The organism is Ureibacillus sp. FSL W8-0352 (genome assembly GCF_038004345.1).
GTDB classification, from domain to species: domain Bacteria; phylum Bacillota; class Bacilli; order Bacillales_A; family Planococcaceae; genus Ureibacillus; species Ureibacillus thermosphaericus.
Genome location: NZ_JBBOQT010000001.1, coordinates 2,744,567 through 2,767,392 on the forward strand (window position 1 = coordinate 2,744,567; position 22,826 = coordinate 2,767,392).

Consider the following 22,826-nt stretch of genomic DNA (forward strand, 5'->3'; position numbering starts at 1 on the left):
GTTGTTCTTTGAAAACTGGATAAACGACATTGAAAGCAAGATATTTACTGTAAAGTTCTTAATTTTGGTTAAGTTATTAAGGGCGCACGGTGGATGCCTTGGCACTAGGAGCCGATGAAGGACGGGACTAACACCGATATGCTTCGGGGAGCTGTAAGTAAGCTTTGATCCGGAGATTTCCGAATGGGGGAACCCACTGTTCGTAATGGAACAGTATCTTAACGTGAATCCATAGCGTTAAGAAGGCACACCCAGGGAACTGAAACATCTAAGTACCTGGAGGAGAAGAAAGAAAAATCGATTCCCTGAGTAGCGGCGAGCGAAACGGGAACAGCCCAAACCAAGAGGCTTGCCTCTTGGGGTTGTAGGACACTCTATACGGAGTTACAAAAGGATGGATTAGATGAACCGTTCTGGAAAGGACGGCCAGAGAAGGTAAAAGCCCTGTAGTCGAAAATCCATCCTCTCCTGAGTGGATCCTGAGTACGGCGGAACACGTGAAATTCCGTCGGAATCCGGGAGGACCATCTCCCAAGGCTAAATACTCCCTAGTGACCGATAGTGAACCAGTACCGTGAGGGAAAGGTGAAAAGCACCCCGGGAGGGGAGTGAAAGAGAACCTGAAACCGTGTGCCTACAAGTAGTCAGAGCCCGTTAACGGGTGATGGCGTGCCTTTTGTAGAATGAACCGGCGAGTTACGATTACGTGCAAGGTTAAGCAGAAAATGCGGAGCCGCAGCGAAAGCGAGTCTGAATAGGGCGTTTTGAGTACGTGGTCGTAGACCCGAAACCAGGTGATCTACCCATGTCCAGGGTGAAGGTGAGGTAACACTCACTGGAGGCCCGAACCCACGCACGTTGAAAAGTGCGGGGATGAGGTGTGGGTAGCGGAGAAATTCCAATCGAACTTGGAGATAGCTGGTTCTCTCCGAAATAGCTTTAGGGCTAGCCTCGTGTGAAGAATACTGGAGGTAGAGCACTGTTTGGACTAGGGGCCCACCTCGGGTTACCGAATTCAGACAAACTCCGAATGCCAGCTATTTATACACGGGAGTCAGACTACGAGTGATAAGATCCGTGGTCAAAAGGGAAACAGCCCAGACCACCAGCTAAGGTCCCAAAGTAATCGTTAAGTGGAAAAGGATGTGGCGTTGCTTAGACAACCAGGATGTTGGCTTAGAAGCAGCCATCATTTAAAGAGTGCGTAATAGCTCACTGGTCGAGTGACGCTGCGCCGAAAATGTATCGGGGCTAAACGATTCACCGAAGCTGTGGATTCGTGCGTTGCACGAGTGGTAGGAGAGCGTTCTAAGTGCGTCGAAGTCAGACCGGAAGGACTGGTGGAGCGCTTAGAAGTGAGAATGCCGGTATGAGTAGCGAAAGATGGGTGAGAATCCCATCCACCGAATGACTAAGGTTTCCTGAGGAAGGCTCGTCCGCTCAGGGTTAGTCGGGACCTAAGTCGAGGCCGAAAGGCGTAGACGATGGACAACAGGTTGATATTCCTGTACCACCTCCCCGCCGTTTGAGTGATGGGGGGACGCAGGAGGATAGGGAATGCACGCCGTTGGTCGAGCGTGTCCAAGCAGCAAGGCGTGGAAGTAGGCAAATCCGCTTCCTAATACGCTGAGCTGTGATGGGGAGCGCGTTACGCGCGAAGTTCCTGATTTCACACTGCCAAGAAAAGCCTCTAGCGAGGCGGGAGGTGCCCGTACCGCAAACCGACACAGGTAGTCGAGGAGAGAATCCTAAGGTGAGCGAGAGAACTCTCGTTAAGGAACTCGGCAAAATGACCCCGTAACTTCGGGAGAAGGGGTGCTCATTGGGGTGCAAGCCCTGATGAGCCGCAGTGAATAGGCCCAGGCGACTGTTTAGCAAAAACACAGGTCTCTGCAAAACCGTAAGGTGAAGTATAGGGGCTGACGCCTGCCCGGTGCTGGAAGGTTAAGAGGAGGAGTTAGCGCAAGCGAAGCTCCGAATTGAAGCCCCAGTAAACGGCGGCCGTAACTATAACGGTCCTAAGGTAGCGAAATTCCTTGTCGGGTAAGTTCCGACCCGCACGAAAGGCGTAACGATCTGGGCACTGTCTCAACGAGAGACTCGGTGAAATTATAGTACCTGTGAAGATGCAGGTTACCCGCGACAGGACGGAAAGACCCCGTGGAGCTTTACTGTAACCTGATATTGAATTTCGGTGCAACTTGTACAGGATAGGTAGGAGCCGTAGAAGGGGGAGCGCCAGCTTCCCTGGAGGCGCCCTTGGGATACTACCCTGGTTGTACTGAAATTCTAACCCGCAAGCCTGATCGGCTTGGGAGACAGTGTCAGGTGGACAGTTTGACTGGGGCGGTCGCCTCCTAAAAGGTAACGGAGGCGCCCAAAGGTTCCCTCAGAATGGTTGGAAATCATTCGCAGAGTGTAAAGGCATAAGGGAGCTTGACTGCGAGACCTACAAGTCGAGCAGGGTCGAAAGACGGGCTTAGTGATCCGGTGGTTCCGCATGGAAGGGCCATCGCTCAACGGATAAAAGCTACCCCGGGGATAACAGGCTTATCTCCCCCAAGAGTCCACATCGACGGGGAGGTTTGGCACCTCGATGTCGGCTCATCGCATCCTGGGGCTGTAGTCGGTCCCAAGGGTTGGGCTGTTCGCCCATTAAAGCGGTACGCGAGCTGGGTTCAGAACGTCGTGAGACAGTTCGGTCCCTATCCGTCGTGGGCGTAGGAAATTTGAGAGGAGCTGTCCTTAGTACGAGAGGACCGGGATGGACACACCGCTGGTGTACCAGTTGTCTTGCCAAAGGCACCGCTGGGTAGCTATGTGTGGACGGGATAAGTGCTGAAAGCATCTAAGCATGAAGCCCCCCTCAAGATGAGATTTCCCATTGCATAAGCAAGTAAGATCCCTCAAAGACGATGAGGTAGATAGGTCCGAGGTGGAAGCACGGTGACGTGTGGAGCTGACGGATACTAATCGATCGAGGACTTAACCAATCATTTCAATGTCGTTATCCAGTTTTGAGAGAATAACCTCTCTGAAATTACATACATAATCAAATGAGTCTAGTGACGATGGCAAAGAGGTCACACCCGTTCCCATACCGAACACGGAAGTTAAGCTCTTTAGCGCCGATGGTAGTAAGGGGCTTCCCCTTGTGAGATTAGGACGTTGCTAGGCTCAAAAAGCTATTACTGACGTAAGGTCGGTAGTGGCTTTTTTTATGCCCCTTACTACCAAGGACTGAAAGTCCGATCGGCGCGATAGAGGAGTGGCATTTAAAACGAAAGAAAAACAATTATTTGGAGGAAACGAGAAGCACGGAGACCAAGAAGTTCAAGGAAGCGAGGCAGCCCGGAGCGGAGCGTACTGTGTACGTGAGCACCGGACCGCCGAAGCTGACGCAGAAATTCGCCGGTCAACGTGCTTCGGAGTTAGCGCCGATGGTAGAAAGGGGTCCCCCTTGTGAGATTAGGACGTTGCTAGGCTCAAAAAGCTATTACTGACGTAAGGTCGGTAGTGGCTTTTTTTATGCCCCTTACTACCAAGGACTGAAAGTCCGATCGGCGCGATAGAGGAGTGGCATTTAAAACGAAAGAAAAACAATTATTTGGAGGAAACGAGAAGCACGGAGACCAAGAAGTTCAAGGAAGCGAGGCAGCCCGGAGCGGAGCGTACTATGTACGTGAGCACCGGACTGAAGAAGCTGACACAGAAATTCACTGGTCAACGTGCTTCGGAGTTAGCGCCGATGGTAGAAAGGGGCCCTCCTTGTGAGAGTAGGACGTTGTTTTTTAATATGCCACTGTAAAATGCCAATTTCACAAGTGAAAACCCAACGGTTTAAAAAAACAATAAATAGTTAATATTTACAGCATTTAATTGAAAATAACAACAAGGACAAAAAGTCCACTCGAGTTCAATAAACCGCAGTACAACTAAAGAAACACTACAAAAGAAAAAGCATATATAACATTTAATTTCAATAAAAAAGAGAAGATACAGTGTACGAGCACCGGACTGCGGAAGCTGACACAGAAATTCGCCGGTCAACGTGCTTCGGAGTTAACGCCGATGGTAGAAAGGGGCCCCCCTTGTGAGGGTAGGACGTTGCTTTTCCATAATACCACGGCAAAGTGGTGCTTATTTCGCAAGTAAAAATCTAACGGTTTAAAAGATGAGAGCAAAATAACATTTAGCGGCAAAAAAATATAATAATCCACTTGTAAAAATGATAAAAATGGATATAATATATTTTGTATGCAATAACATTATAAATTTTTCATTGTTCCGAAGTAGCTCAGTGGTAGAGCAATCGGCTGTTAACCGATTGGTCGTAGGTTCGAATCCTACCTTCGGAGCCATTTTTTTTTGCATTTTTACAATAACAATGCCTCTATCAATTTTCTTACAATATCGTTAACACCATTCTATTAGATATATTCCAAATTCCTCAGCAAAACATCTATTATTTTTAAATACAGTTTCCATGTTTACAATACAATATAAAGTATACAAGTAGGAAAAATTTTATAATAGAAGAATAGTTTATTTATTTTATGACACTACCGTCGCATAAATGATGTCTGAATTTTCAGTTTTATTTTTTCTGGACTTTAGAGAAAAAACGAAAACACCTAAGCGAGGGTAGTAAACATCCATTTTTTTACTATAACCTATGACTTGTGCAACAACGACTGGCAAACCTTTATGGGACGCCGTTTCCTTCGATTTTTCGTAACCAAATGTGAGCGGATTTCCACAAAGAAGCCTTCAAATAGCGACTAATTTGTAAGTAACTGCGTTCGCTATTCGTGTTCAACTGAGCTAAAACATTCAGACAGTACACTATCATGGCTACGTACACTTGATTATGTACAGCTTGTTCACTGTGACCAAAAAACTTTTTAATGTTCAGATGTTGTTTCATCCATTTGAAAAAAAGTTCGATTGCCCAACGTGATTGGTAGATTTCTGCAATTTCATCTGCGTCAATGTCAAACCGATTTGTCAGTAAATGAAGCTCATTTCCTTTTGTATCATGCAATTTGAGTAAGCGAAACACGTTTTCAGAACGATTTTGTGGTGTTCCAATGACAACCATTTCATCAGAGAATACGGGTGAATCTTCTGGTAACGAAAAGGATTCTAACACTCGGACAACAGCGTTTTTACGCAAACGGGTCACAAAGAAATAGCCATCTTCCGTCATTTGATCAAAGCGCCCATAATCCAAGTAACCACGATCAAACACGTACATGCATTCTTTGTCATCCACGAATACTTCTAGTTGACCACGATCATGTTCGTTGGCATTCGTGAGTACGGCTTTATCTGGATAGGAGAGTCCTTTTTCCATAAAAACAAGTCGTAAGTGAAGCTTTACTCCTGATTTTGTTTTTCGAAACTCTGCCCACTTATGATTGGTCAAATTAAGCGGTAATGTACTCGAATCAATGATTTTCAAAGGCGTTGTCACTTTTCTTCTTGTTTGGAAATTGGTTTTCCGATGAATTTGTGCCACTAAATCGAGAAAAATCGTTTGAAAGAACTCAGTTGGGATGGTATTGATTCGTCTCCCTAACTGTGAAAAACTAATCGATTCCAATCCCGTTGCTCGTTGTAATTCTTCTAAAAAGACAGCGTCACTCAACGCCCGTAAACTCTCGGTTTCATGGAGTTGGGCATACAAAAGCAGTTTCATAAATGAAGCCATATAAAGCTTCTTGGTATAGTGATTTAATTGATGTGTTTTCACTAGGTCGTCAAATAATGGACGATTAATCGGTGAAAACCATTGTTCAAATGATGTTTTTCGTGTAAACTTATCCATGGTTTTGTCCTTTGTATTGGATTTGGATGGTTTACTACCACCCAACCATTATAAAGGATTTTTTTGTGTTTAGATTATATTTCAGAAAATTCGGTTTATTTGAAGGTGTTAAATTATTTTAATGCGACGCTAGTGATTTTATGATAAAACAATTTTCTTAAATCAGCACAACACTATTAATGTTCCATATGACTAAAATATCATATTAGAATAATTTAATATTTTATACCCTCTTACTAATAAAAAGTAAGGGGGTATTTTGTTATAAAAAATCTCAAAAATTAGAAAATTTTATTCATAAATAAGAAAAAAGATTAGTATATTATACAAAACATCTCATCTATTAACTGCTAATGTAACTAATAAACTAAAAGGGGGAACTTTATTGGGGCCGATATTGGAGATAGAAAATGTTTCATTACACTTTGGAGGAGTGAAAGCTTTAGATCAAGTTTCATTTCATATTAACGAAGGAGAAATATTCTCACTTATAGGTCCAAATGGTGCAGGAAAGACGAGCATGTTGAATTGTATCAGTGGATTGTATCATCCAACAAGCGGCTCAATCCGCTATAAAGGGAAAGATATAACTAATATGAAACCTTATGAACGAACAACCCTCGGAATTGCACGGGCTTTCCAAAATATAGCGTTATTTGCGCATATGTCAGTATTGGACAATATTAAATTAGGTAGACATACATTAATGAAATCAGGTGTGTTTAGTGGTGGAATTTATGTAGGTAAAGCATCAAAAGAAGAAATAGAACATCGTGAAAAAGTAGAAGAAGTAATAGAGTTTTTAGAGTTACAGGATATTCGACATAAACCCGTTGGCACTCTTCCATATGGACTACAAAAGAGAGTAGAAGTAGGCAGAGCGTTAGCCTTAAATCCCGAGCTGATTTTATTGGACGAACCAATGGCGGGGATGAATGGTGCCGAAAAAGAAAGAATGTCTCAATTTATATTAGATATGCATGAAGTCATGAAAATTACAGTAGTACTTATTGAACATGATTTAGGTGTTGTAATGAGCTTATCTAATCACATTGCAGTGTTGGATTTTGGGAAACGCATAGGTTTTGGAACACCTAAGGAAGTAAGAGAAAATCCAGATGTAATAAAAGCTTATATTGGAGAAGAAACAGTTATTGAAGGGGGAAAAACATGGTAACAACGGTCACGTTACCGTCACTTTTATTTGAACGAGCGAAAATCGATTCTTTAGGAGTAGCTTTTAGACAGAAACAATTGGGAATATGGAAAGAATTCACGTGGAGTCATTACTTAGAGAATGTAAAGAGATTATCGATTGCTTTACAGAAACATTATGATTTTAAAGAAGGAGAAACGCTAGCCATTATAGGGGAAAATAAACCACAATGGCTATATGCTCAGCTTGCAGCACAGACAATTGGTGGAATTTCAGTAGGAATTTATCAAGAATCTTTACAAGAGCAAATTCGATTTTATTTGAATGATACAAGACCGAGAATCGTCATTGTTGAAGATAAGGAGCAAGTGGATAAATTATTAGCAATTGAAAATGAAGTCCCATTCATAGAACATATTATTTATTATGATGCTCGAGGTTTAAGACATTATCGTCACCCAAAACTAATTTACTTGGAAGAATTACTGAATATTGGTGCAGAACGATTAAAAGAACATCCGAATTTTTTTGAAGAACAGATTGGCCTCTTAGAAGAGCAAAGAGAAGCGCTTATTTCCTACAGTGCCGCAACAGGTGGAAACCCAAAAGCAGCCGTATACACCCATTATCAACTAATTGAAGCAGCCAAAAATTTAACTCAACTAGATGAAATGAAAAAAACGGATGATTATTTTTCATTTCTCCCGCTTGCTTGGATACATGAGCAAATTATGGGGATTGTGGTTCCTTTAGTTATTGGGTTGACAGTAAATTTCCCTGAACGTTCGGATACAGTTATTGGTGATTTAAGAGAAATTGGACCACAAACAATAATTGCTTCTCCGAGAGTGTATCAATCGATCATGTCAAATGTTCAAGTTCGTATGGAAGGAGCTAGTTGGTTCAAAAGAAAAGTATATCAACTATTTAAAAAATATGGTGATAAGCGCGCAAAGGCAAAGTTGGAGAATCTCCAGCTTACTGCATTTGAACGTTTTATGTACTTCCTTGGAGATGTCATTATTTTTAGTGCAATTCGCGATCATTTAGGTTTAGCGAGAACGAGAAGAGCATATGTTGCAGGAGCAGCATTGCACCCTGAAGCATTATATTTTTATCATAGCATCGGTGTAAATGTGAAGCAGACGTATGGTGGAACAGAAGTAGCGGGAATTGCCATTGTTCAACGAGATGATGATATCAAAGTGGGCAGTTCTGGTATGGCGCTTCCAAATACGGAAGTAAAAATTGGAGAAGATGGACTAGTATATTTAAAAAACAATGCCATTTTCTCTAGATATTTAAACGAAGAACATCAGGAATTGGTGATTGATGGATGGATTTCCCTTGGAGATAAAGGTTTTATTGATAAGGATGGTCATCTCTATATTTTGGATAGAAAAGAAGATGTGATCGTCATGCCAAAAGGAGAAATTTATCCTCACAAAATTGAAAATATAATAAAGTCCAGTCCATATATTCAAGAAGCCATTGTGTTTGGAAAAAATCGTCCATTTTTATCTGCACTTATTAATATCGATATGACTACTGTTGGAAGATGGGCGGCTAAAGAGCGCATAGTATATACAGAATTTTCTGATTTATCAGTAAATAACAGAGTGATTAAATTAATTCAACAAGAAGTAAAAAGGTTAATGGAGGAATTACCTCCACAAGAACGGGTAAAGCGATTTATCATTTTACACAAACAATTTTCAGCAGATGCAGGAGAACTGACAAGAACATTAAAAATTCGAAGGAATTTCGTTGAAAATGCTTATAAAGAGCTAATCGATGCAATGTATTCAAATAATCAATTGATTCAAGTGCGCATATCGGAAACAGAATCAGTAGAGGAGATTCCATTGCGCATCGTTCAATTGGAGCAGAATTTGGAGGTGCCTGAGGATGTTCTTCTTGCAAATGCTTATTAATGGAATTGTCGTTGGTAGTATTTATGGTCTTGTAGCTCTCGGTTTTGTTTTGATTTACCGAGCCAGTGGAGCGCTAAACCTAGCTAATGGTGAATTTGTATTATTTGGCCCATATGTTTGTTTAGTCATTATGACGGCTTTAAACGTGCCTTTCCTTGTTGCATTTATAGGGACGTTATTATTTAGTGCATTTTTAGGGTTAGTCGTTGAGCGACTAGTCATTCGGCAATTACAAAATGCACCGACAATTTCTGTCATTATGGCAACACTAGGATTATCAAGTTTACTAGCTGGTGCTGTTCATATTATTTGGGGACATACAACTAGAACTTTTCCACCGGTGTTCCCGCAGACGCCGCTGAATATAGGAGGAATCATAATTACACCAGTCTATTTATGGTCCTTTATTATTGTCATGATTTTATTAGTTATTTTTTCAATTTTTTTCAAATACTCCAAAATTGGTCTAGCGATGCGTGCGGTTGCAGACGATCGACAAGCTGCATTATCCATGGGGATGAGCGTAAAGTTCGTTTTAGCGATGACTTGGATGATTGCCTCCATGGTAGCCGCAATAGGAGGAATATTGCTTGGAAATATTAATGGAGTTAGCCCTACTATGTCAGCAATTGGTTTAACAGTATTACCGGTTGTGATTCTTGGAGGACTTGATAGTGTAATGGGGGCAATTATTGGAGGTTTTCTCATTGGCATTATACAAAACTTGGCAGGAGGTTATTTAGATCCTCTCGTAGGAGGAGGATTAAAAGATGTAGTGCCATTTATTGTGGTTCTATTAATCCTAATGTTAAAACCACATGGCTTGTTTGGTAGCCGTGGTATTGAGAGGGTGTGACGTTGTTGAGGAATTTGTTTGTAAGAGAATGTGGAAATTACAAAACATCCTATAAAGAAGATATGAAATTCTTTGGAACGAAGAGTGAAATCGTAAAATGGCTTATTTTGTTAATCATTTTACTAACATTACCGCTCTACGTATCGAATTATTGGGTAGGGCTTCTTACCCTTTGTGCTATTTCCGCTATCGGTGCAATTGGCTTAAACATTTTAACCGGATTTACTGGACAAATCTCTATCGGAGTTGGTGCATTTTTAGGGGTAGGAGGATATACAACAGCGATACTCACTACAACTTATGGTTTAAGTTTCTGGGTTTCTCTCCCGCTAGCTGGTATTGTGACAGCATTGGTTGGAGGATTGTTTGGAATCCCATCTTTAAGACTAAAAGGGTTATATTTAGCCATTGCCACATTGGCAGCACAAGTGATTATTACATTCATCATCAGCCGATGGGATAGCGTCACAGGTGGAACAGCAGGAATGGTATTGAGTCGGCCTAGCATCGGAAGCTACTCTTTCATGTCTAACGCATCTTATTATTATTTATCGATTATCATTTTGATGTTAACCGTCATATATTCGGTGAACTTATTAAGAACGAGAGTCGGGCGAGCCTTTTTAGCTGTTCGAGATCGAGATATTGCTGCGCAGATTATGGGGATTAACTTATTCTACTATAAAGTACTAGCCTTTATTATAAGTTCCTTTTTCGTTGGGATTGCGGGAGCATTATTAGCTCATTACACAATGATTGTGAGTCCTGAACTATACAATATCCATGTTTCCATTCAATACCTCGCCATGGTGTTGATTGGTGGGTTAGGAAGCATTTTAGGATCTATTTTAGGGGCTATATTCATTACCCTTTTACCTGTAGGACTAACATCTATTGTTGATTTATTAACTGCATACATGCCTAACTTATACCAATTATTCTCAGCCTTTAAAGAATTTGTTTTCGGTTTAGCGATTATTCTGTTTTTAATTTTTGAACCAGGTGGTTTAGCTCATATTTGGCATAACATAAAAAACTATTTCAGAGTTTGGCCATTCTCTTATTAAGTTAGTTAATAAATTTTATATAAAAAGGGGGATTTTGTTTTGAAAAGCAAACAACTTTTGGGGATTATGCTAGGGGTGTTGCTCATCATCCTTTCAGCTTGTGGAGGTGGAGACTCAGCAAATCCAAGCACTTCGAACGATGGTAGTTCATCGAATTCGAGCGATAGTGGAGGCAAACGCACAGTCGTTGTTGGAGGTTTGTATGATATCACAGGTGGTACTGGAGATGTAGGAACACCTTATGCGGAAGGAGAAAAAGCATATTTTGAGTATCTAGAAATGAAAGGCGGAGTGGAAGGACTTGACCTAAAATTAATCGGTAAAGATTACGCCTACCAAATTCCAGAAGCGCAAAAAATTTATCAAGAATTGCGTGATAAGGAAAAGGCTGTTGCTATTTTAGGTTGGGGTACAGGTGACACGGAAGCTTTAAGACAGCAAGTAGCTACAGACCAATTACCATTTATTTCAGCTTCTTACTCTGAAAACTTGAAAAATATTAATGAAAGTCCATACAACTTCTTAACAGCTGCTTCCTATTCAGATCAAGGACGAGCAATTCTTAAATGGATTGTTGAAAACCATGAAGGAGACGATGCTCCAACTTTAGCATTGCTTTACAATGACACAGCATTTGGGCGTTCACCAATTGAAGATATTAAAGAATATGCAAAAGAAGTTGGAGTGGAAGTAGTTGATGAACAAGTTATTGATGTTCAAGCAACAGAAGCTCAATCTCAATTGTTAAATATGGAAAAGAAAAATCCAGATTATGCTATTATTCAACAAACTTGGGGAGCTACATCTACAATTTTACGTGATGCAAAAACATTAGGCATTGATACGCAATTTATCGGATTAAACTGGGCAGCAGGTGAAGGAATTATTGATATTGCAGGTGCAGATGTTGCAGAAGGATATATAGGTATCCTTTCCCATGCATTCCCGTATGAAGATATGCCTGGTATGGCGGAGATCAAAGAATATTTAGATGCAAAAGGTAAGACAGTTGATGATATTAACCAAAAATTTGTACAAGGATGGGTTGCAGCAAAAATTATGGTTGAAGCAATTAAAATCGCTGCAGAAAAATATCCTGAAGGCGATTTAACAGGACCACAAATTCGCGAAGGTCTTGAATCCATTCAAAACTTAGATTTAGGCGGTTTAGCTGCAAATGTATCCTTTGCTCCAGATAATCATGCTGGTACAGAAATGACTCGACTTGGTATTGTGAAAAACGGAAAATGGGAGCCAATTACTGATTACTTCAGCTATAAAGATTGAAAAAATCAAAATTAATGAAAGGGACAACATTCTATTGTCCCTTTTTCTCTTTAACGATTGATGGAAGGAGATAAAAAAATGCTTCGTGTGAGTAATTTAGAAGCGGTTTATCAAAAAATGATTCTAGCATTGCGAGGAATTTCGCTTAATGTTAAAGAAGGGCAAATAGTTGCACTGCTTGGCAGTAATGGTGCGGGGAAATCAACAACTTTAAAAGCCATTTCAGGTTTATTGGCTGCAGAAGACGGACATATTACGGACGGAACAATTGAATTTCAAGGAGAAATCATAAACAATATTTCTCCCGATCAGTTGGTGAAAAAGGGAATCTTTTTGTGTATGGAAGGTCGTAGAATATTTAAAGATTTAACGGTGGAAGAAAATTTATATGCAGGAGCATATACAAGAAAAGATCGCTCTTCAATTAAAAGTGACATTGAAAAGATTTATGAATATTTCCCAAAATTAAAAATGCTTGAACATCGAAAAGCAGGTTACTTATCTGGTGGAGAACAACAAATGTTGGCCATTGGCAGAGGACTTATGGCAAAACCAAAATTATTACTGCTTGATGAACCATCACTGGGCATTGCCCCATTGCTTGTAAAGGAAATTTTTGAGAATATAAAAAAGATTAACGAAGAAGAAGGTTTGACGATATTAGTCGTCGAACAGAATGCTAACATCGCCCTTTCTATAGCACATTATGGATATATTATCGAAAATGGTAGGGTTGTAATGAAAGGTGAAGCATCGGCATTATTAGAAGATAAAAATATTAGTGAACATTATTTAGGCACTGGAAAAGATATAAAAGAAGGTAGAAGCAATCGGCGCCGACAAAGAATTGTTTGGTAAGAAGTATTTACAATTATAGAATTGGCTACCTTAAAGGTATTAGCATACTTTTAAGGTAGATATAAATTTTTTTGAAAAAAATTTAATTTTTCTATTGCATAGTTCAGTAATACATGATATTATAATTATTGTCTTGTTAAGGAGACAATGGCCCGTTGGTCAAGTGGTTAAGACACCGCCCTTTCACGGCGGTAACACGGGTTCGAATCCCGTACGGGTCATTATTTTTTATTAATTTAGGAGGATTAGCTCAGCTGGGAGAGCACCTGCCTTACAAGCAGGGGGTCGGCGGTTCGATCCCGTCATCCTCCACCATATATTGTTTGGATATACATTTGGAGGGGTAGCGAAGTGGCTAAACGCGACGGACTGTAAATCCGTTCCCTTTGGGTTCGGCGGTTCGAATCCGCCCCCCTCCACCATTTATTGGGGTATAGCCAAGCGGTAAGGCACCGGATTTTGATTCCGTCATGCCCAGGTTCGAATCCTGGTACCCCAGCCACTAAAATAATATTGCTTAAGATTGTATATTACCCTTCAATAAAGTGTTAATCGAATAAATAATTTTAACTAGTCAATCCTTTACTCAATGAGTAAAGGATTTTTTTATTGTATAAAGGTCAAGAGTACACGAAAAACTATAATTTAATTCCATGCTTACAAGTTTAATGGATTGGTTAAAACGTATTTTTGAAATACATTCTATATGAAGAAATCGCTATATTCTGTGTTTTTTTATGTATATTTATACAATTTTTTGTCAAGTTGAGTCAAACCATCATTCTCTTATAGAATTAAATTTAGGTAGTGTCAAAAGTTCTATGAAAAACTAGCACGGTTCATACTACCTACCATTTATTAGGTGGAAATGCCACGCTATCGCTCTTGACAAACACACCAATGGTTTATTCAGAGGTCAATCAAGGGCGAAGGGAACAAAAGAAGGCATGCTAAATAAACCCTTGACTTTTTCCATTTTAAACCATTGGTAAGTTCGGTTTGTCAAGAGTTCGCTTCGCCGATAGCTGAATAGGGCTCAGCTAAACAAAAGTTAGGCTGACTGTTGTTGAATCCAGTCTTGAGCTAACCCAATAAGGGCTGTCCATCTCGCTGGCATGGTTGGTAGCTTTTCTAATTCTGGAATTGTTACTGGCACTTTACCTTCAAGTGAAGAATGTGGGCGCAAGAAGTTAAAGTAAGCCACAAACAATGTCACAAAAGAAACAGAACCTTGTTCAGAACCAAAGCCGTGTGTCGATCGATAATTTCCTTTAAACGTGCGATTTAGTCTCTCGATGATTTGCTTGAGAGGTCGATACTCTCTGGAGACATCATCTTCATTTGTTAGCCCGATGACCTGTTTTACGTCAAACGATATGTGGTTTTCTGCGAAGAAATGCTGTGCCAACAAGTAAATAGGGTTACCATCTACTACAAATTGTAGGTTTTCGGGTATTTCTTTCAGCTTCACTAGTACTTCATCAATCGCTCGTATTGCTGTTGCGGTGTCGCGATTTGGTGACACTGGATACGAAAGAATGACTTTCTTGACCGCATCAAAAAAGAAAAACAGATAATGCCAACGACCGTTGACCCGGATGTACGTTTCATCCCCACAGAATTGATCCGACAGCTCATACGGAAAGTAGTCAATATAAGGCTTGAGCCATAATGCGACGCTGTTTTCGTAGTTTAGGATACTTTGATGGGAGACAGACACGCCGTGAATATCCTTCATGATCGCTGCCGTTTTACGGGCCGATAATCCGTAATTGACATGGTACGTCAAGATGAGCCCAAGTGTATGCGGTGAAACATACAATCTTGATAAATCGACTTTTGGCTGCTTTGGTGATTGTTTGGATAACGGTTGATAGTCGATGTGGAACTTCCGGTAAATGTAGCGAACTTTCAGCGATTGTGGATCTTCTTTAAACTGTTTTTTCTCTTTTTTAGTCATGGCGCTCAAGTTTTTTTGATAATAGGTACACATATCATTTTTGCACTTAAACACGTGAAAATCTTTTCGTTCTTTAATTTTTTCAAGCGTTTTAAGGCAGTGAGGACACTTAAGAATGGCCTCTTTCTGATAACGACTTTTTTTATTGAAAACACACGCACACACCTTACACTGATATTGTCCTTTTCCTCCGTTATTTGCGTACAAATACGCAGAAGGAGCACCACACTTCGGACAACATAAGGTAGACGGTACGGGCGTAGAATTGGCTCGACGGCGTACTGGTTTTAACGGTTTTCCTTTGGATTGAAGATATTCCGTTAATAAAAGCTGATAATCGAGCTTTTCTACCTTTTCAATGATAGGTAAATCATCAATTTGAAGCTTTCGATAAGGCTGATTAACAGGAGCTTCTTTGGGTTTATCGAACATGCTTCTTCCAATTAGTAGGGTAAGTAGAGTTCGAATAATTTGTTCTTGAAAGTTTATAAAAGTAAGTAAATAGGTTATAATTTGAGGTAACAACTTGCCACTTCTCCTTTCTAGGGATTTTGTGTTGGTGTGGTTACCTCACTAATACCCTAGAATTTAGGGGGTGGCAAGTTTTTTGCTTATAAAGCCCTCTAATATAGGATTCTATAACCTATTTCTATATAAAGTTTTGACAATACGTAAATTTATCAGGGGGTGTTTTTATGGAAAGAAAAAAAATATCAATTATAGGAGTTCCATCAGATTATGGTCAACAACGTAGAGGGGTAGATATGGGGCCAAGCGCGATGAGATACGCTGGCGCAATTGAAAGATTAGAAAGATTAGGATATGAAGTGATTGATGAAGGAAATGTATCAGTTCATAAAACGAAAAAAAGTGAGATTAGCGATAAGAAATTGTTAAATTTAGAAGAAGTTCTAGAGGTTAGTGAAAAATTAGCGGACAAAGTGGATGAAGTTATTCAGCAAGGAAGATTTCCTGTAATTCTTGGAGGAGACCATAGTATCTCTATCGGTTCCATTGCTGGAATAAGAAAACATTATAACAATTTAGGTGTTATTTGGTTTGATGCTCATACAGACATTAATACTTCGGAAACAACTCCTTCCGGAAATATTCATGGTATGCCTTTAGCGGTAAACCTTGGACTTGGTGATGAACGATTAATTAATATCGCAAAAAATGCACCAACGATTAAATATGAAAATGTGGTCATTATAGGCGCTCGTTCGATTGATGAGGGAGAAAGAGCTTTAATTAAAGAAAAGGGGATTAAAATTTTTACAATGCATGAAATCGATCGAGTGGGTATGACAAAAGTAATAGAAGAAACAGTGGCATATTTAAGAGAACGGGAAGTTGATGGGGTGCATATTTCCATTGATTTAGATGCTTTGGACCCTATCTATACACCTGGAGTAGGAACGCCAGTACCTGGAGGAATTACTTATCGAGAAAGCCACTTAGCAATGGAAATGTTGGAAGAGGCAAAAATTATTACATCATGTGAATTTGTGGAAGTAAATCCAATTCTTGATGAGCGCAATAAAACGGCTGATACTGCGGTAGCATTAATGGGGTCGTTGCTAGGCGAAAAATTAGTGTAAAATGCACTATTTATTTGATAAATTTGGTATTTTATACTTTATTAGGGTCAGAATTCTTTTTTGTATTTCAACTAAAAAATGAAACTTTGTGAAGAATTCATTCGTATATTACGTTAAGCCAAAAAAGGTGGAGAGAAACACATGGATGCGTTAGTGAACAAAAGAATAAAGCAAGTGCTAAAAGGTGATCAAAACGCATTTTCAGATATTGTGAGCCTCTACCAGCACAAGCTATACCAAATTTGTTATCGAATGCTTGGAAATAAACAAGAGGCGGAAGATATTGCTCAAGAAGCTTTTGTTCGGGCGTATATTAATTTACATACGTTCGATCAAAATAGGAAATTTTCAACTTGGCTTTATCGCATAGCAACGAACCTGTGTATAGATCGAATTCGTAAGAAAAAGCCAGATTACTATTTAGATGCTGAGGTAGATGGTACTGATGGATTAAATATGTATTCACATATTGCAAATGAAGAAGATCTACCTGAAGATGTAGCTCTCCAAATGGAATTTCAAGAACGCATCCAATATGAAATTAGCAGATTACCTGAGAAATATCGTACGGTGATAGTACTAAAATATATTGAAGAATGTTCTCTTCAAGAAATAAGTGAAATACTTGACTTGCCTTTGGGAACGGTGAAAACTAGAATTCATAGAGGCCGTGAAGCGTTAAGAAAGCAGCTTAACAAATTGTAGGAGGGGAATTGCATGAGTACGTGTCCACAACACATTATTGACTATATGCACGAGTATTTAGATGGCGACATTAGCCGTGAACACGAACAAGTGCTAAAACAGCATTTGAAGACATGTACGGAATGTCAACAACATATGCATCAACTGAGTGACACGATTGCATTTATTAAAAGTGCAGCGCATATTACAGCACCTCCACATTTTGAGGAAAAGGTAATGAAGCGTCTGCCTAGACCGAAAAGTCGAGTAGGCGTGCAAAAATGGCTTAGAAGACATCCATTTTTAGTAGCGGCCGCAATGTTTGTTTTATTTATGAGTGCAACGTTATTTGGAAGTTTTAATGATGATAAATTTTCAGTAACGAAACAACCAAACTTAATCGTTGAAGGGCAAACGGTCATTGTTCCTGAAGGTGAAGTCGTAAAAGGTGATATTGTTGTAAAAAACGGAGATATTGTAGTTGAAGGAGAAGTAGATGGCAATATAATCGTCATTAATGGGGAGTATATGGCATCTACGGCAGTTGTATCGGGACAGATTCAAGAAATTGATCAAGTGTTTGAATGGATATGGTATGAGATTAAACGAATGGCATCGGACTTTGTGACACTGTTTGAAAAAGATGAAGAATAAAATAGGAATTGGATTGTTCAGCAGCAAGTAGATGTAACAAAAATTAAATGTGTTTTTAAAGAACTGTAATCTTACATGTGGCGTGGACATATAGACAGTTTCTATGCATGCATTCTTAAGGAAAGTAATGTCTGAAAAGTGGCAAAGAAGCATTGCTAATATGTTCTTCTTTTGAAACAATAATGATTTAAACAAAAAATTATCATCCGAAAATGGATGATAATTTTTTGTTATTAATCAAAATCGATATTTTTAGACAAGAAAAGAAAAAAAGAAACAATTGATATAAAAGTTTCGTCAATACTATAAAAGCTTTATGGATTTGATTATGATATACTTGTTGATAGTATAATTGGGAATTTTTTAAATTTATAAAAATGGAATTTTTTATATACTATTTTTATAAAAAATGCATAAACTATATCGCATGTGTTTTTTGTTATTGATTTGGTGAATTAAGTGGGGGATGCCACATGAATATAATTGAGCAATTTACTGACTTTACTCCTGTAAATATTATTTTTAGTTTATTGGACGTCATACTTGTTTGGTACGTTATATATAAAATTTTAACCCTTATAAAAGGGACGAAAGCCGTTCAGTTATTAAAAGGTTTATTCGTCATTATCATTGCAAGAATTGCAACTGAAATCTTTGGTTTGGATACATTAGGCTGGATGCTCCAAGAAGTAATTGATTGGGGATTTTTAGCGATTATTATTATTTTCACACCTGAAATTCGAAGAGCCCTTGAACAAATTGGACGCGGTAGGTTATTTCAACGTCCAGTAAATCAATTGGAAGATGAACAAGCGCGTCTTATTGAAGCAATGAAAAAAGCTGTAAGTTATATGGCGAAAAGACGAATTGGTGCACTCATTTCCATTGAAAAAGAAACAGGCTTAAACGAATATATCGAAACAGGTATTCGACTTGATGCCCATATTACGTCAGAATTGATTATTAATACTTTTATTCCAAATACCCCACTTCATGATGGAGCAGTAATTGTACAAAAAGATCGAATAGCAGCAGCGGCATGTTATTTACCATTATCAGAAAGCACATTGATATCAAAAGAACTTGGTACAAGGCATCGAGCTGCTCTTGGGTTAAGTGAAGTTACAGATGCTATCGTAGTTGTTGTATCGGAAGAAACAGGTGCAGTTAGTATTGCAGTGAATGGCAATCTACATAGAAATCTCACATTAGAAAATTTCGAATCTTTACTTAGAACATTATGGTTTGGGCCAGAAATGGAACTAGACGCATCCTCTAAGTGGACTTGGAGGGGGAAAAAACATGGATAAATTTTTTGATAATATATGGGTGTTGAGAGCAACAGCCTTCATATTAGCGTTTCTTCTCTTCTTTTACGTGAAAGCGGAATTAACTGGTGGTGGAAAAGAATCTACATCGAATAATCATGTAGATATTATTACGGATGTTCCTTTAGAGGTCTATTATGATTCCGAAAATTTAATTGTTACTGGGTTGCCAGAAACTGTAGATGTAACAATTGAAGGCCCAATGCAAATTGTGTTAAAAACAAAATTCCAAAAAGATTTTAAAGTATTTGTTGACTTAAATTCATTGTTAATTGGTGAACATAGAGTTACAATACAGCATGAAAATTTTTCTGATAAACTGAATGTGACAATTGACCCAGAGGTAGTGGATGTTGTTATTGAAGAAAAAGTAACTCAAGAGTTTAGGGTAGATCCTGAAATCAATAACCGATTGTTTGCGGAAGGTTATGTGTTAAAATCGATGATGGCTGAGCCGAGTAAAGTGATTGTAACAGGTGCCAAGAGCATAATTGAAAACATAAGTTATGTAAAAGCAACAGTTTCAGCACCGGAAGGAATTAAGGAATCTTTTACCCAAGAAGCGAATGTCAAAGTATTAGATAGTAATTTAAATAAACTAGATGTATCTATTCAACCAGAAACGGTTAATGTGACTGTTGAAGTGGAGGAATATAGCAGAGATATTCCAATCACACTCAGGCAAATAGGAACACCACAACAAGGTGTAGTAATTAATGAACTAAATACAGATACAAAGACGATTGAATTGTTTGGTCCAAAATCTATTATTGACTCCCTAAAGTCTTTAGTCGTAGAATTTGACGTATCGAAGGTTGACCACTCAGGAAATTATGAAGTGGACCTAAACTTGCCGAAGGGAGCTACTAAATTAGGAACTGATAAAATTATTGTACGCGCTAATGTTACAAAAACACCAACTCAACCAGATTCAGTTGATGAAGAAACCGATGAAGACCAAAGTATGGATGAGCCAAATGGTGTTGATGAGGAAATAAAAAGCGAATAAAATCTTGAATTTCAAAATAAAAAACTACTCAAATAACATAAATTGCTTGGTTTTGATTCCATGAATTATTCAAATATGGAATGTCAAGTGTTGAAGGAGAGAATAGTTATGGGAAAATATTTTGGAACAGACGGCGTACGAGGAGTCGCAAATACAGAGCTCTCCCCGGAACTTGCATTTAAATTAGGTCGTGTAGGGGGATACATTTTAACCAAAAATGCTAATGAAAGACCAAAAGTCATCATTGGTCGAGATACAAGAATTTCTGGTCATATGTTAGAAGGAGCGTTAGTTGCTGGCTTGCTTTCTATTGGGGTTGAAGTCATGAGATTAGGTGTCATTAGCACACCGGGTGTTGCTTATCTAACTCGAGTAATGAATGCAGATGCAGGAATTATGATTTCAGCTTCACATAATCCAGTTCAAGATAACGGAATTAAATTTTTCGGTCCAGATGGTTATAAATTAACAGATGAACAAGAAGAAGAAATTGAAAAATTACTAGATGCTGAGGTAGATACACTGCCGAGACCAATTGGGGCAGATTTAGGCACAGTCAGCGATTATTTTGAAGGTGGTCAGAAATACATCTCCTATCTAAAGCAAACGGTTGATGAAGATTTTGAAGGTATTCACGTTGCGATTGACTGTGCGAACGGAGCTACTTCTTCATTAGCAACGCATTTATTTGCAGATTTAGAGGCAGATATTTCAACAATGGGTGCTTCTCCGGATGGATTAAATATTAATGATGGAGTAGGTTCTACACACCCTGAAAAGCTGGCAGAATTCGTTGTGGAAAGAGAAGCGGATGTTGGGCTAGCCTTTGACGGAGATGGAGATCGATTGATTGCAGTCGATGAAAAAGGGAATATTGTCGATGGCGACCAAATCATGTTTATCATCGGGAAATATTTAAATAGTAAAGGGCTTTTAAAGAAAAATACAATCGTTTCGACAGTGATGAGCAACATGGGATTCTATAAAGCATTAGAAGAAAACGGAATGACTAGTGTACAAACGCCTGTTGGTGACCGTTATGTCGTTGAAGAAATGCGTAAAAATGGTTACAACTTAGGTGGCGAACAATCTGGCCACATCGTATTCCTTGATTACAACACTACTGGCGATGGTATGCTAACAGCTATCCAATTAGTAAATATAATGAAATTAACAGGTAAGCGGTTATCTGAACTAGCATCAGAAATGAAAATATTCCCGCAACGTTTAGTTAACGTACGTGTTACGGATAAAAATAAAGTGAAAGACAATCCAAAAGTACAAGAAGCAATTAAAGAAGTGGAAGATGTACTTGGAAACAATGGTCGAGTACTAGTTCGTCCTTCTGGAACCGAACCATTAGTTCGAGTAATGGTGGAAGCACCAACTGACGAAGAATGCGAAAGTTATGTAAATCGCATTGCAGAAGTTGTAAAAAAAGAAATGGGTATTACTGAATAACATAAACAGTGCTGTGGGTAATGTCAAAATACATTGACTTTACACACAGCTTTTTTATTATGTCTGGATAGAAGAATGGATAAGTTTCTAAGTTATCGGGAGTTATATCTGCACATGAATAATTATTATTTGCACAAGGTAGGTATTCATCTGCACAAGCTAAAGTTGCATCCACACAAGTTACGGAAACATCAGCACGAGCAGGAATTATATCCACACAAATTGTTAATTTATCTACACAAGCTAGTACCCTATCCACACAAGTGAAGAGGTTATCTGCACAAGTGGGCCATCAATCATATCCATACGAGTTTAAACTACATTTGTGTAATATCCCCGCATGATGTTTTTCATCCATCTTTTTGATTATTTACAGAAGGAATCGGCAATAGTATTAAATGTGAAATATGAAAAGGAGTGTGAAATGATGGCAAAAATCGCGACATTAATTACAGATTTATTTGAGGATGTAGAATTTACAAGTCCGAAAGAAGCGTTAGAAGCTGCTGGTCATACAGTTGTGACGATTGATAAAGTGGGCAACAAAACCGTTAGAGGCAAAAAGGGAGAAGCAAAAGTCGACATTGATTATGGAATTGAAGATGTAGATCCAGATGACTTTGATGCTTTATTCATACCAGGAGGATTTTCACCGGATTTGTTGCGTGATGATGATCGAGTAGTGGCATTTGTTAAATCATTTATGAAAGCGAATAAGCTTGTATTTGCCATTTGTCACGGGCCTCAACTTTTAATTTCTGCTAGAGAATTAGAAGGACGTGACGTGACAGGATATAAGTCGATTCAAGTCGATTTAGAAAATGCCGGTGCAAAATTCCATGACGAGCCAGTTGTTGTATGTGGCAATCAGTTAGTTACAAGCAGAACACCAGATGATTTACCTGAATTTAACCGAGAAATTGTAAATTTATTAAAGGAGAAAGAGTTTCAGAAATAAAATAACATTCCTTGCCTTTGATACCCCCTTATAAATAAAAATAAATTATATGAATTTGCTTGCCCAAGCTAGGAATTTTCCTACCTTGGGCAAATTTGTTTGGAATATTGTAACTCTTGATATCTAAAAATAATAAGTAACATTAGTAAATCATTGACGTATAGATACATATTCTGTATGATG

General features: G+C 38.8%; 15 protein-coding genes, 5 tRNA genes and 2 rRNA genes. 20 read left to right on the plus strand and 2 right to left on the minus strand.

The features are described 5' to 3' along the window. Nucleotides 1-66 precede the first annotated feature (66 nt). From NST98_RS13825 to NST98_RS13835, 3 genes are all read left to right on the plus strand, one after another. Nucleotides 67-2,993 (plus strand): 23S ribosomal RNA (locus tag NST98_RS13825). 68 nt (nt 2,994-3,061) lie between these two features. Beyond that, nucleotides 3,062-3,177 (plus strand): 5S ribosomal RNA (gene rrf / locus NST98_RS13830). Between the two features lie 1,109 nt (nt 3,178-4,286). Beyond that, nucleotides 4,287-4,361, plus strand: a tRNA-Asn gene (locus tag NST98_RS13835). A 344-nt stretch (nt 4,362-4,705) separates the two neighbouring features. Here NST98_RS13835 and NST98_RS13840 read toward each other — a convergent pair. After that, nucleotides 4,706-5,830: an IS4 family transposase gene (locus NST98_RS13840; protein WP_339287653.1), complete on the minus strand. Its 1,125-nt coding sequence runs from the start codon at nt 5,828-5,830 to the stop codon at nt 4,706-4,708. A gap of 385 nt (nt 5,831-6,215) precedes the next feature. Between NST98_RS13840 and NST98_RS13845 the strand changes: the two genes are divergently transcribed. The 10 genes from NST98_RS13845 (at nt 6,216) to NST98_RS13890 (ending at nt 13,490) form a co-directional block, all read left to right on the plus strand. Further along, nucleotides 6,216-7,007 (plus strand): ABC transporter ATP-binding protein, encoded by a 792-nt coding sequence (locus tag NST98_RS13845; RefSeq protein WP_340436456.1) that lies wholly within the window; start codon nt 6,216-6,218, stop codon nt 7,005-7,007. Then, the gene (locus tag NST98_RS13850) at nt 7,001-8,920 is read left to right on the plus strand and encodes an AMP-dependent synthetase/ligase (protein WP_340715334.1); all 1,920 of its coding nucleotides are present in this window, start codon (nt 7,001-7,003) and stop codon (nt 8,918-8,920) included. The genes NST98_RS13845 and NST98_RS13850 overlap by 7 nt, the downstream gene beginning before the upstream one ends. Further along, nucleotides 8,895-9,776 carry a branched-chain amino acid ABC transporter permease gene (locus NST98_RS13855; RefSeq protein ID WP_016839638.1) on the plus strand — a complete coding sequence of 294 codons (882 nt, stop codon included), beginning with the start codon at nt 8,895-8,897 and terminating at the stop codon, nt 9,774-9,776. The genes NST98_RS13850 and NST98_RS13855 overlap by 26 nt, the downstream gene beginning before the upstream one ends. Before the next feature lie 5 nt (nt 9,777-9,781). Then, nucleotides 9,782-10,843 carry a branched-chain amino acid ABC transporter permease gene (locus NST98_RS13860; protein ID WP_445684059.1) on the plus strand — a complete coding sequence of 354 codons (1,062 nt, stop codon included), beginning with the start codon at nt 9,782-9,784 and terminating at the stop codon, nt 10,841-10,843. Between the two features lie 39 nt (nt 10,844-10,882). Next, nucleotides 10,883-12,130 (plus strand): ABC transporter substrate-binding protein, encoded by a 1,248-nt coding sequence (locus tag NST98_RS13865; protein ID WP_016839640.1) that lies wholly within the window; start codon nt 10,883-10,885, stop codon nt 12,128-12,130. Between the two features lie 78 nt (nt 12,131-12,208). Further along, nucleotides 12,209-12,988 (plus strand): ABC transporter ATP-binding protein, encoded by a 780-nt coding sequence (locus NST98_RS13870; protein ID WP_016839641.1) that lies wholly within the window; start codon nt 12,209-12,211, stop codon nt 12,986-12,988. Between the two features lie 149 nt (nt 12,989-13,137). After that, a tRNA-Glu gene (locus tag NST98_RS13875) sits at nt 13,138-13,209 on the plus strand. An 18-nt stretch (nt 13,210-13,227) separates the two neighbouring features. Then, nucleotides 13,228-13,303 (plus strand) — tRNA-Val (locus tag NST98_RS13880). 22 nt (nt 13,304-13,325) lie between these two features. Then, nucleotides 13,326-13,410, plus strand: a tRNA-Tyr gene (locus tag NST98_RS13885). Nucleotides 13,411-13,415: 5 nt separating this feature from the next. Beyond that, nucleotides 13,416-13,490, plus strand: a tRNA-Gln gene (locus NST98_RS13890). A gap of 549 nt (nt 13,491-14,039) precedes the next feature. On the opposite strand, the gene NST98_RS13895 is transcribed toward NST98_RS13890, so the two are convergent. Further along, entirely contained in the window at nt 14,040-15,473 is a 1,434-nt protein-coding gene (locus tag NST98_RS13895) for a DDE-type integrase/transposase/recombinase (protein WP_340714442.1), read from the minus strand. Nucleotides 15,474-15,643: 170 nt separating this feature from the next. Here NST98_RS13895 and rocF point away from each other — a divergent pair, with 170 nt between their 5' ends. The 7 genes from rocF to NST98_RS13930 all read left to right on the plus strand — a co-directional run bounded on the left by rocF (nt 15,644) and on the right by NST98_RS13930 (nt 22,643). Continuing rightward, nucleotides 15,644-16,549 (plus strand): arginase, encoded by a 906-nt coding sequence (rocF, locus tag NST98_RS13900; RefSeq protein WP_016839642.1) that lies wholly within the window; start codon nt 15,644-15,646, stop codon nt 16,547-16,549. A 141-nt stretch (nt 16,550-16,690) separates the two neighbouring features. Next, entirely contained in the window at nt 16,691-17,254 is a 564-nt protein-coding gene (gene sigW, locus NST98_RS13905; protein ID WP_016839643.1) for an RNA polymerase sigma factor SigW, read from the plus strand. A 12-nt stretch (nt 17,255-17,266) separates the two neighbouring features. Then, entirely contained in the window at nt 17,267-17,887 is a 621-nt protein-coding gene (locus NST98_RS13910) for an anti-sigma factor family protein (RefSeq protein WP_016839644.1), read from the plus strand. Between the two features lie 473 nt (nt 17,888-18,360). Next, nucleotides 18,361-19,197, plus strand: a complete 837-nt coding sequence (gene cdaA / locus NST98_RS13915) for a diadenylate cyclase CdaA (protein WP_016839588.1) — start codon at nt 18,361-18,363, stop codon at nt 19,195-19,197. Then, nucleotides 19,190-20,224, plus strand: a complete 1,035-nt coding sequence (locus tag NST98_RS13920; protein ID WP_016839587.1) for a CdaR family protein — start codon at nt 19,190-19,192, stop codon at nt 20,222-20,224. The genes cdaA and NST98_RS13920 overlap by 8 nt, the downstream gene beginning before the upstream one ends. 108 nt (nt 20,225-20,332) lie before the next feature. After that, complete coding sequence (glmM, locus tag NST98_RS13925; RefSeq protein ID WP_340715336.1) at nt 20,333-21,685, plus strand: phosphoglucosamine mutase; 1,353 nt, start codon at nt 20,333-20,335, stop codon at nt 21,683-21,685. A gap of 427 nt (nt 21,686-22,112) precedes the next feature. Continuing rightward, a complete protein-coding gene (locus NST98_RS13930) occupies nt 22,113-22,643 on the plus strand; it encodes a type 1 glutamine amidotransferase domain-containing protein (RefSeq protein WP_168412075.1) in 531 nt (176 codons plus the stop codon). Nucleotides 22,644-22,826: the final 183 nt, after the last annotated feature.

Bases quoted from the DNA above. Each gene is read 5' to 3' on its own strand.
- glmM (WP_340715336.1), top strand. From the start codon at position 20,333: ATGGGAAAATATTTTGGAACAGACGGCGTACGAGGAGTCGCAAATACA.
- rocF (WP_016839642.1), top strand. From the start codon at position 15,644: ATGGAAAGAAAAAAAATATCAATTATAGGAGTTCCATCAGATTATGGT.
- NST98_RS13910 (WP_016839644.1), top strand. From the start codon at position 17,267: ATGAGTACGTGTCCACAACACATTATTGACTATATGCACGAGTATTTA.
- NST98_RS13855 (WP_016839638.1), top strand. From the start codon at position 8,895: ATGTTCTTCTTGCAAATGCTTATTAATGGAATTGTCGTTGGTAGTATT.
- NST98_RS13930 (WP_168412075.1), top strand. From the start codon at position 22,113: ATGGCAAAAATCGCGACATTAATTACAGATTTATTTGAGGATGTAGAA.
- NST98_RS13920 (WP_016839587.1), top strand. From the start codon at position 19,190: ATGGATAAATTTTTTGATAATATATGGGTGTTGAGAGCAACAGCCTTC.
- NST98_RS13850 (WP_340715334.1), top strand. From the start codon at position 7,001: ATGGTAACAACGGTCACGTTACCGTCACTTTTATTTGAACGAGCGAAA.
- cdaA (WP_016839588.1), top strand. From the start codon at position 18,361: ATGAATATAATTGAGCAATTTACTGACTTTACTCCTGTAAATATTATT.
- NST98_RS13840 (WP_339287653.1), bottom strand. From the start codon at position 5,830: ATGGATAAGTTTACACGAAAAACATCATTTGAACAATGGTTTTCACCG.
- NST98_RS13870 (WP_016839641.1), top strand. From the start codon at position 12,209: ATGCTTCGTGTGAGTAATTTAGAAGCGGTTTATCAAAAAATGATTCTA.
- sigW (WP_016839643.1), top strand. From the start codon at position 16,691: ATGGATGCGTTAGTGAACAAAAGAATAAAGCAAGTGCTAAAAGGTGAT.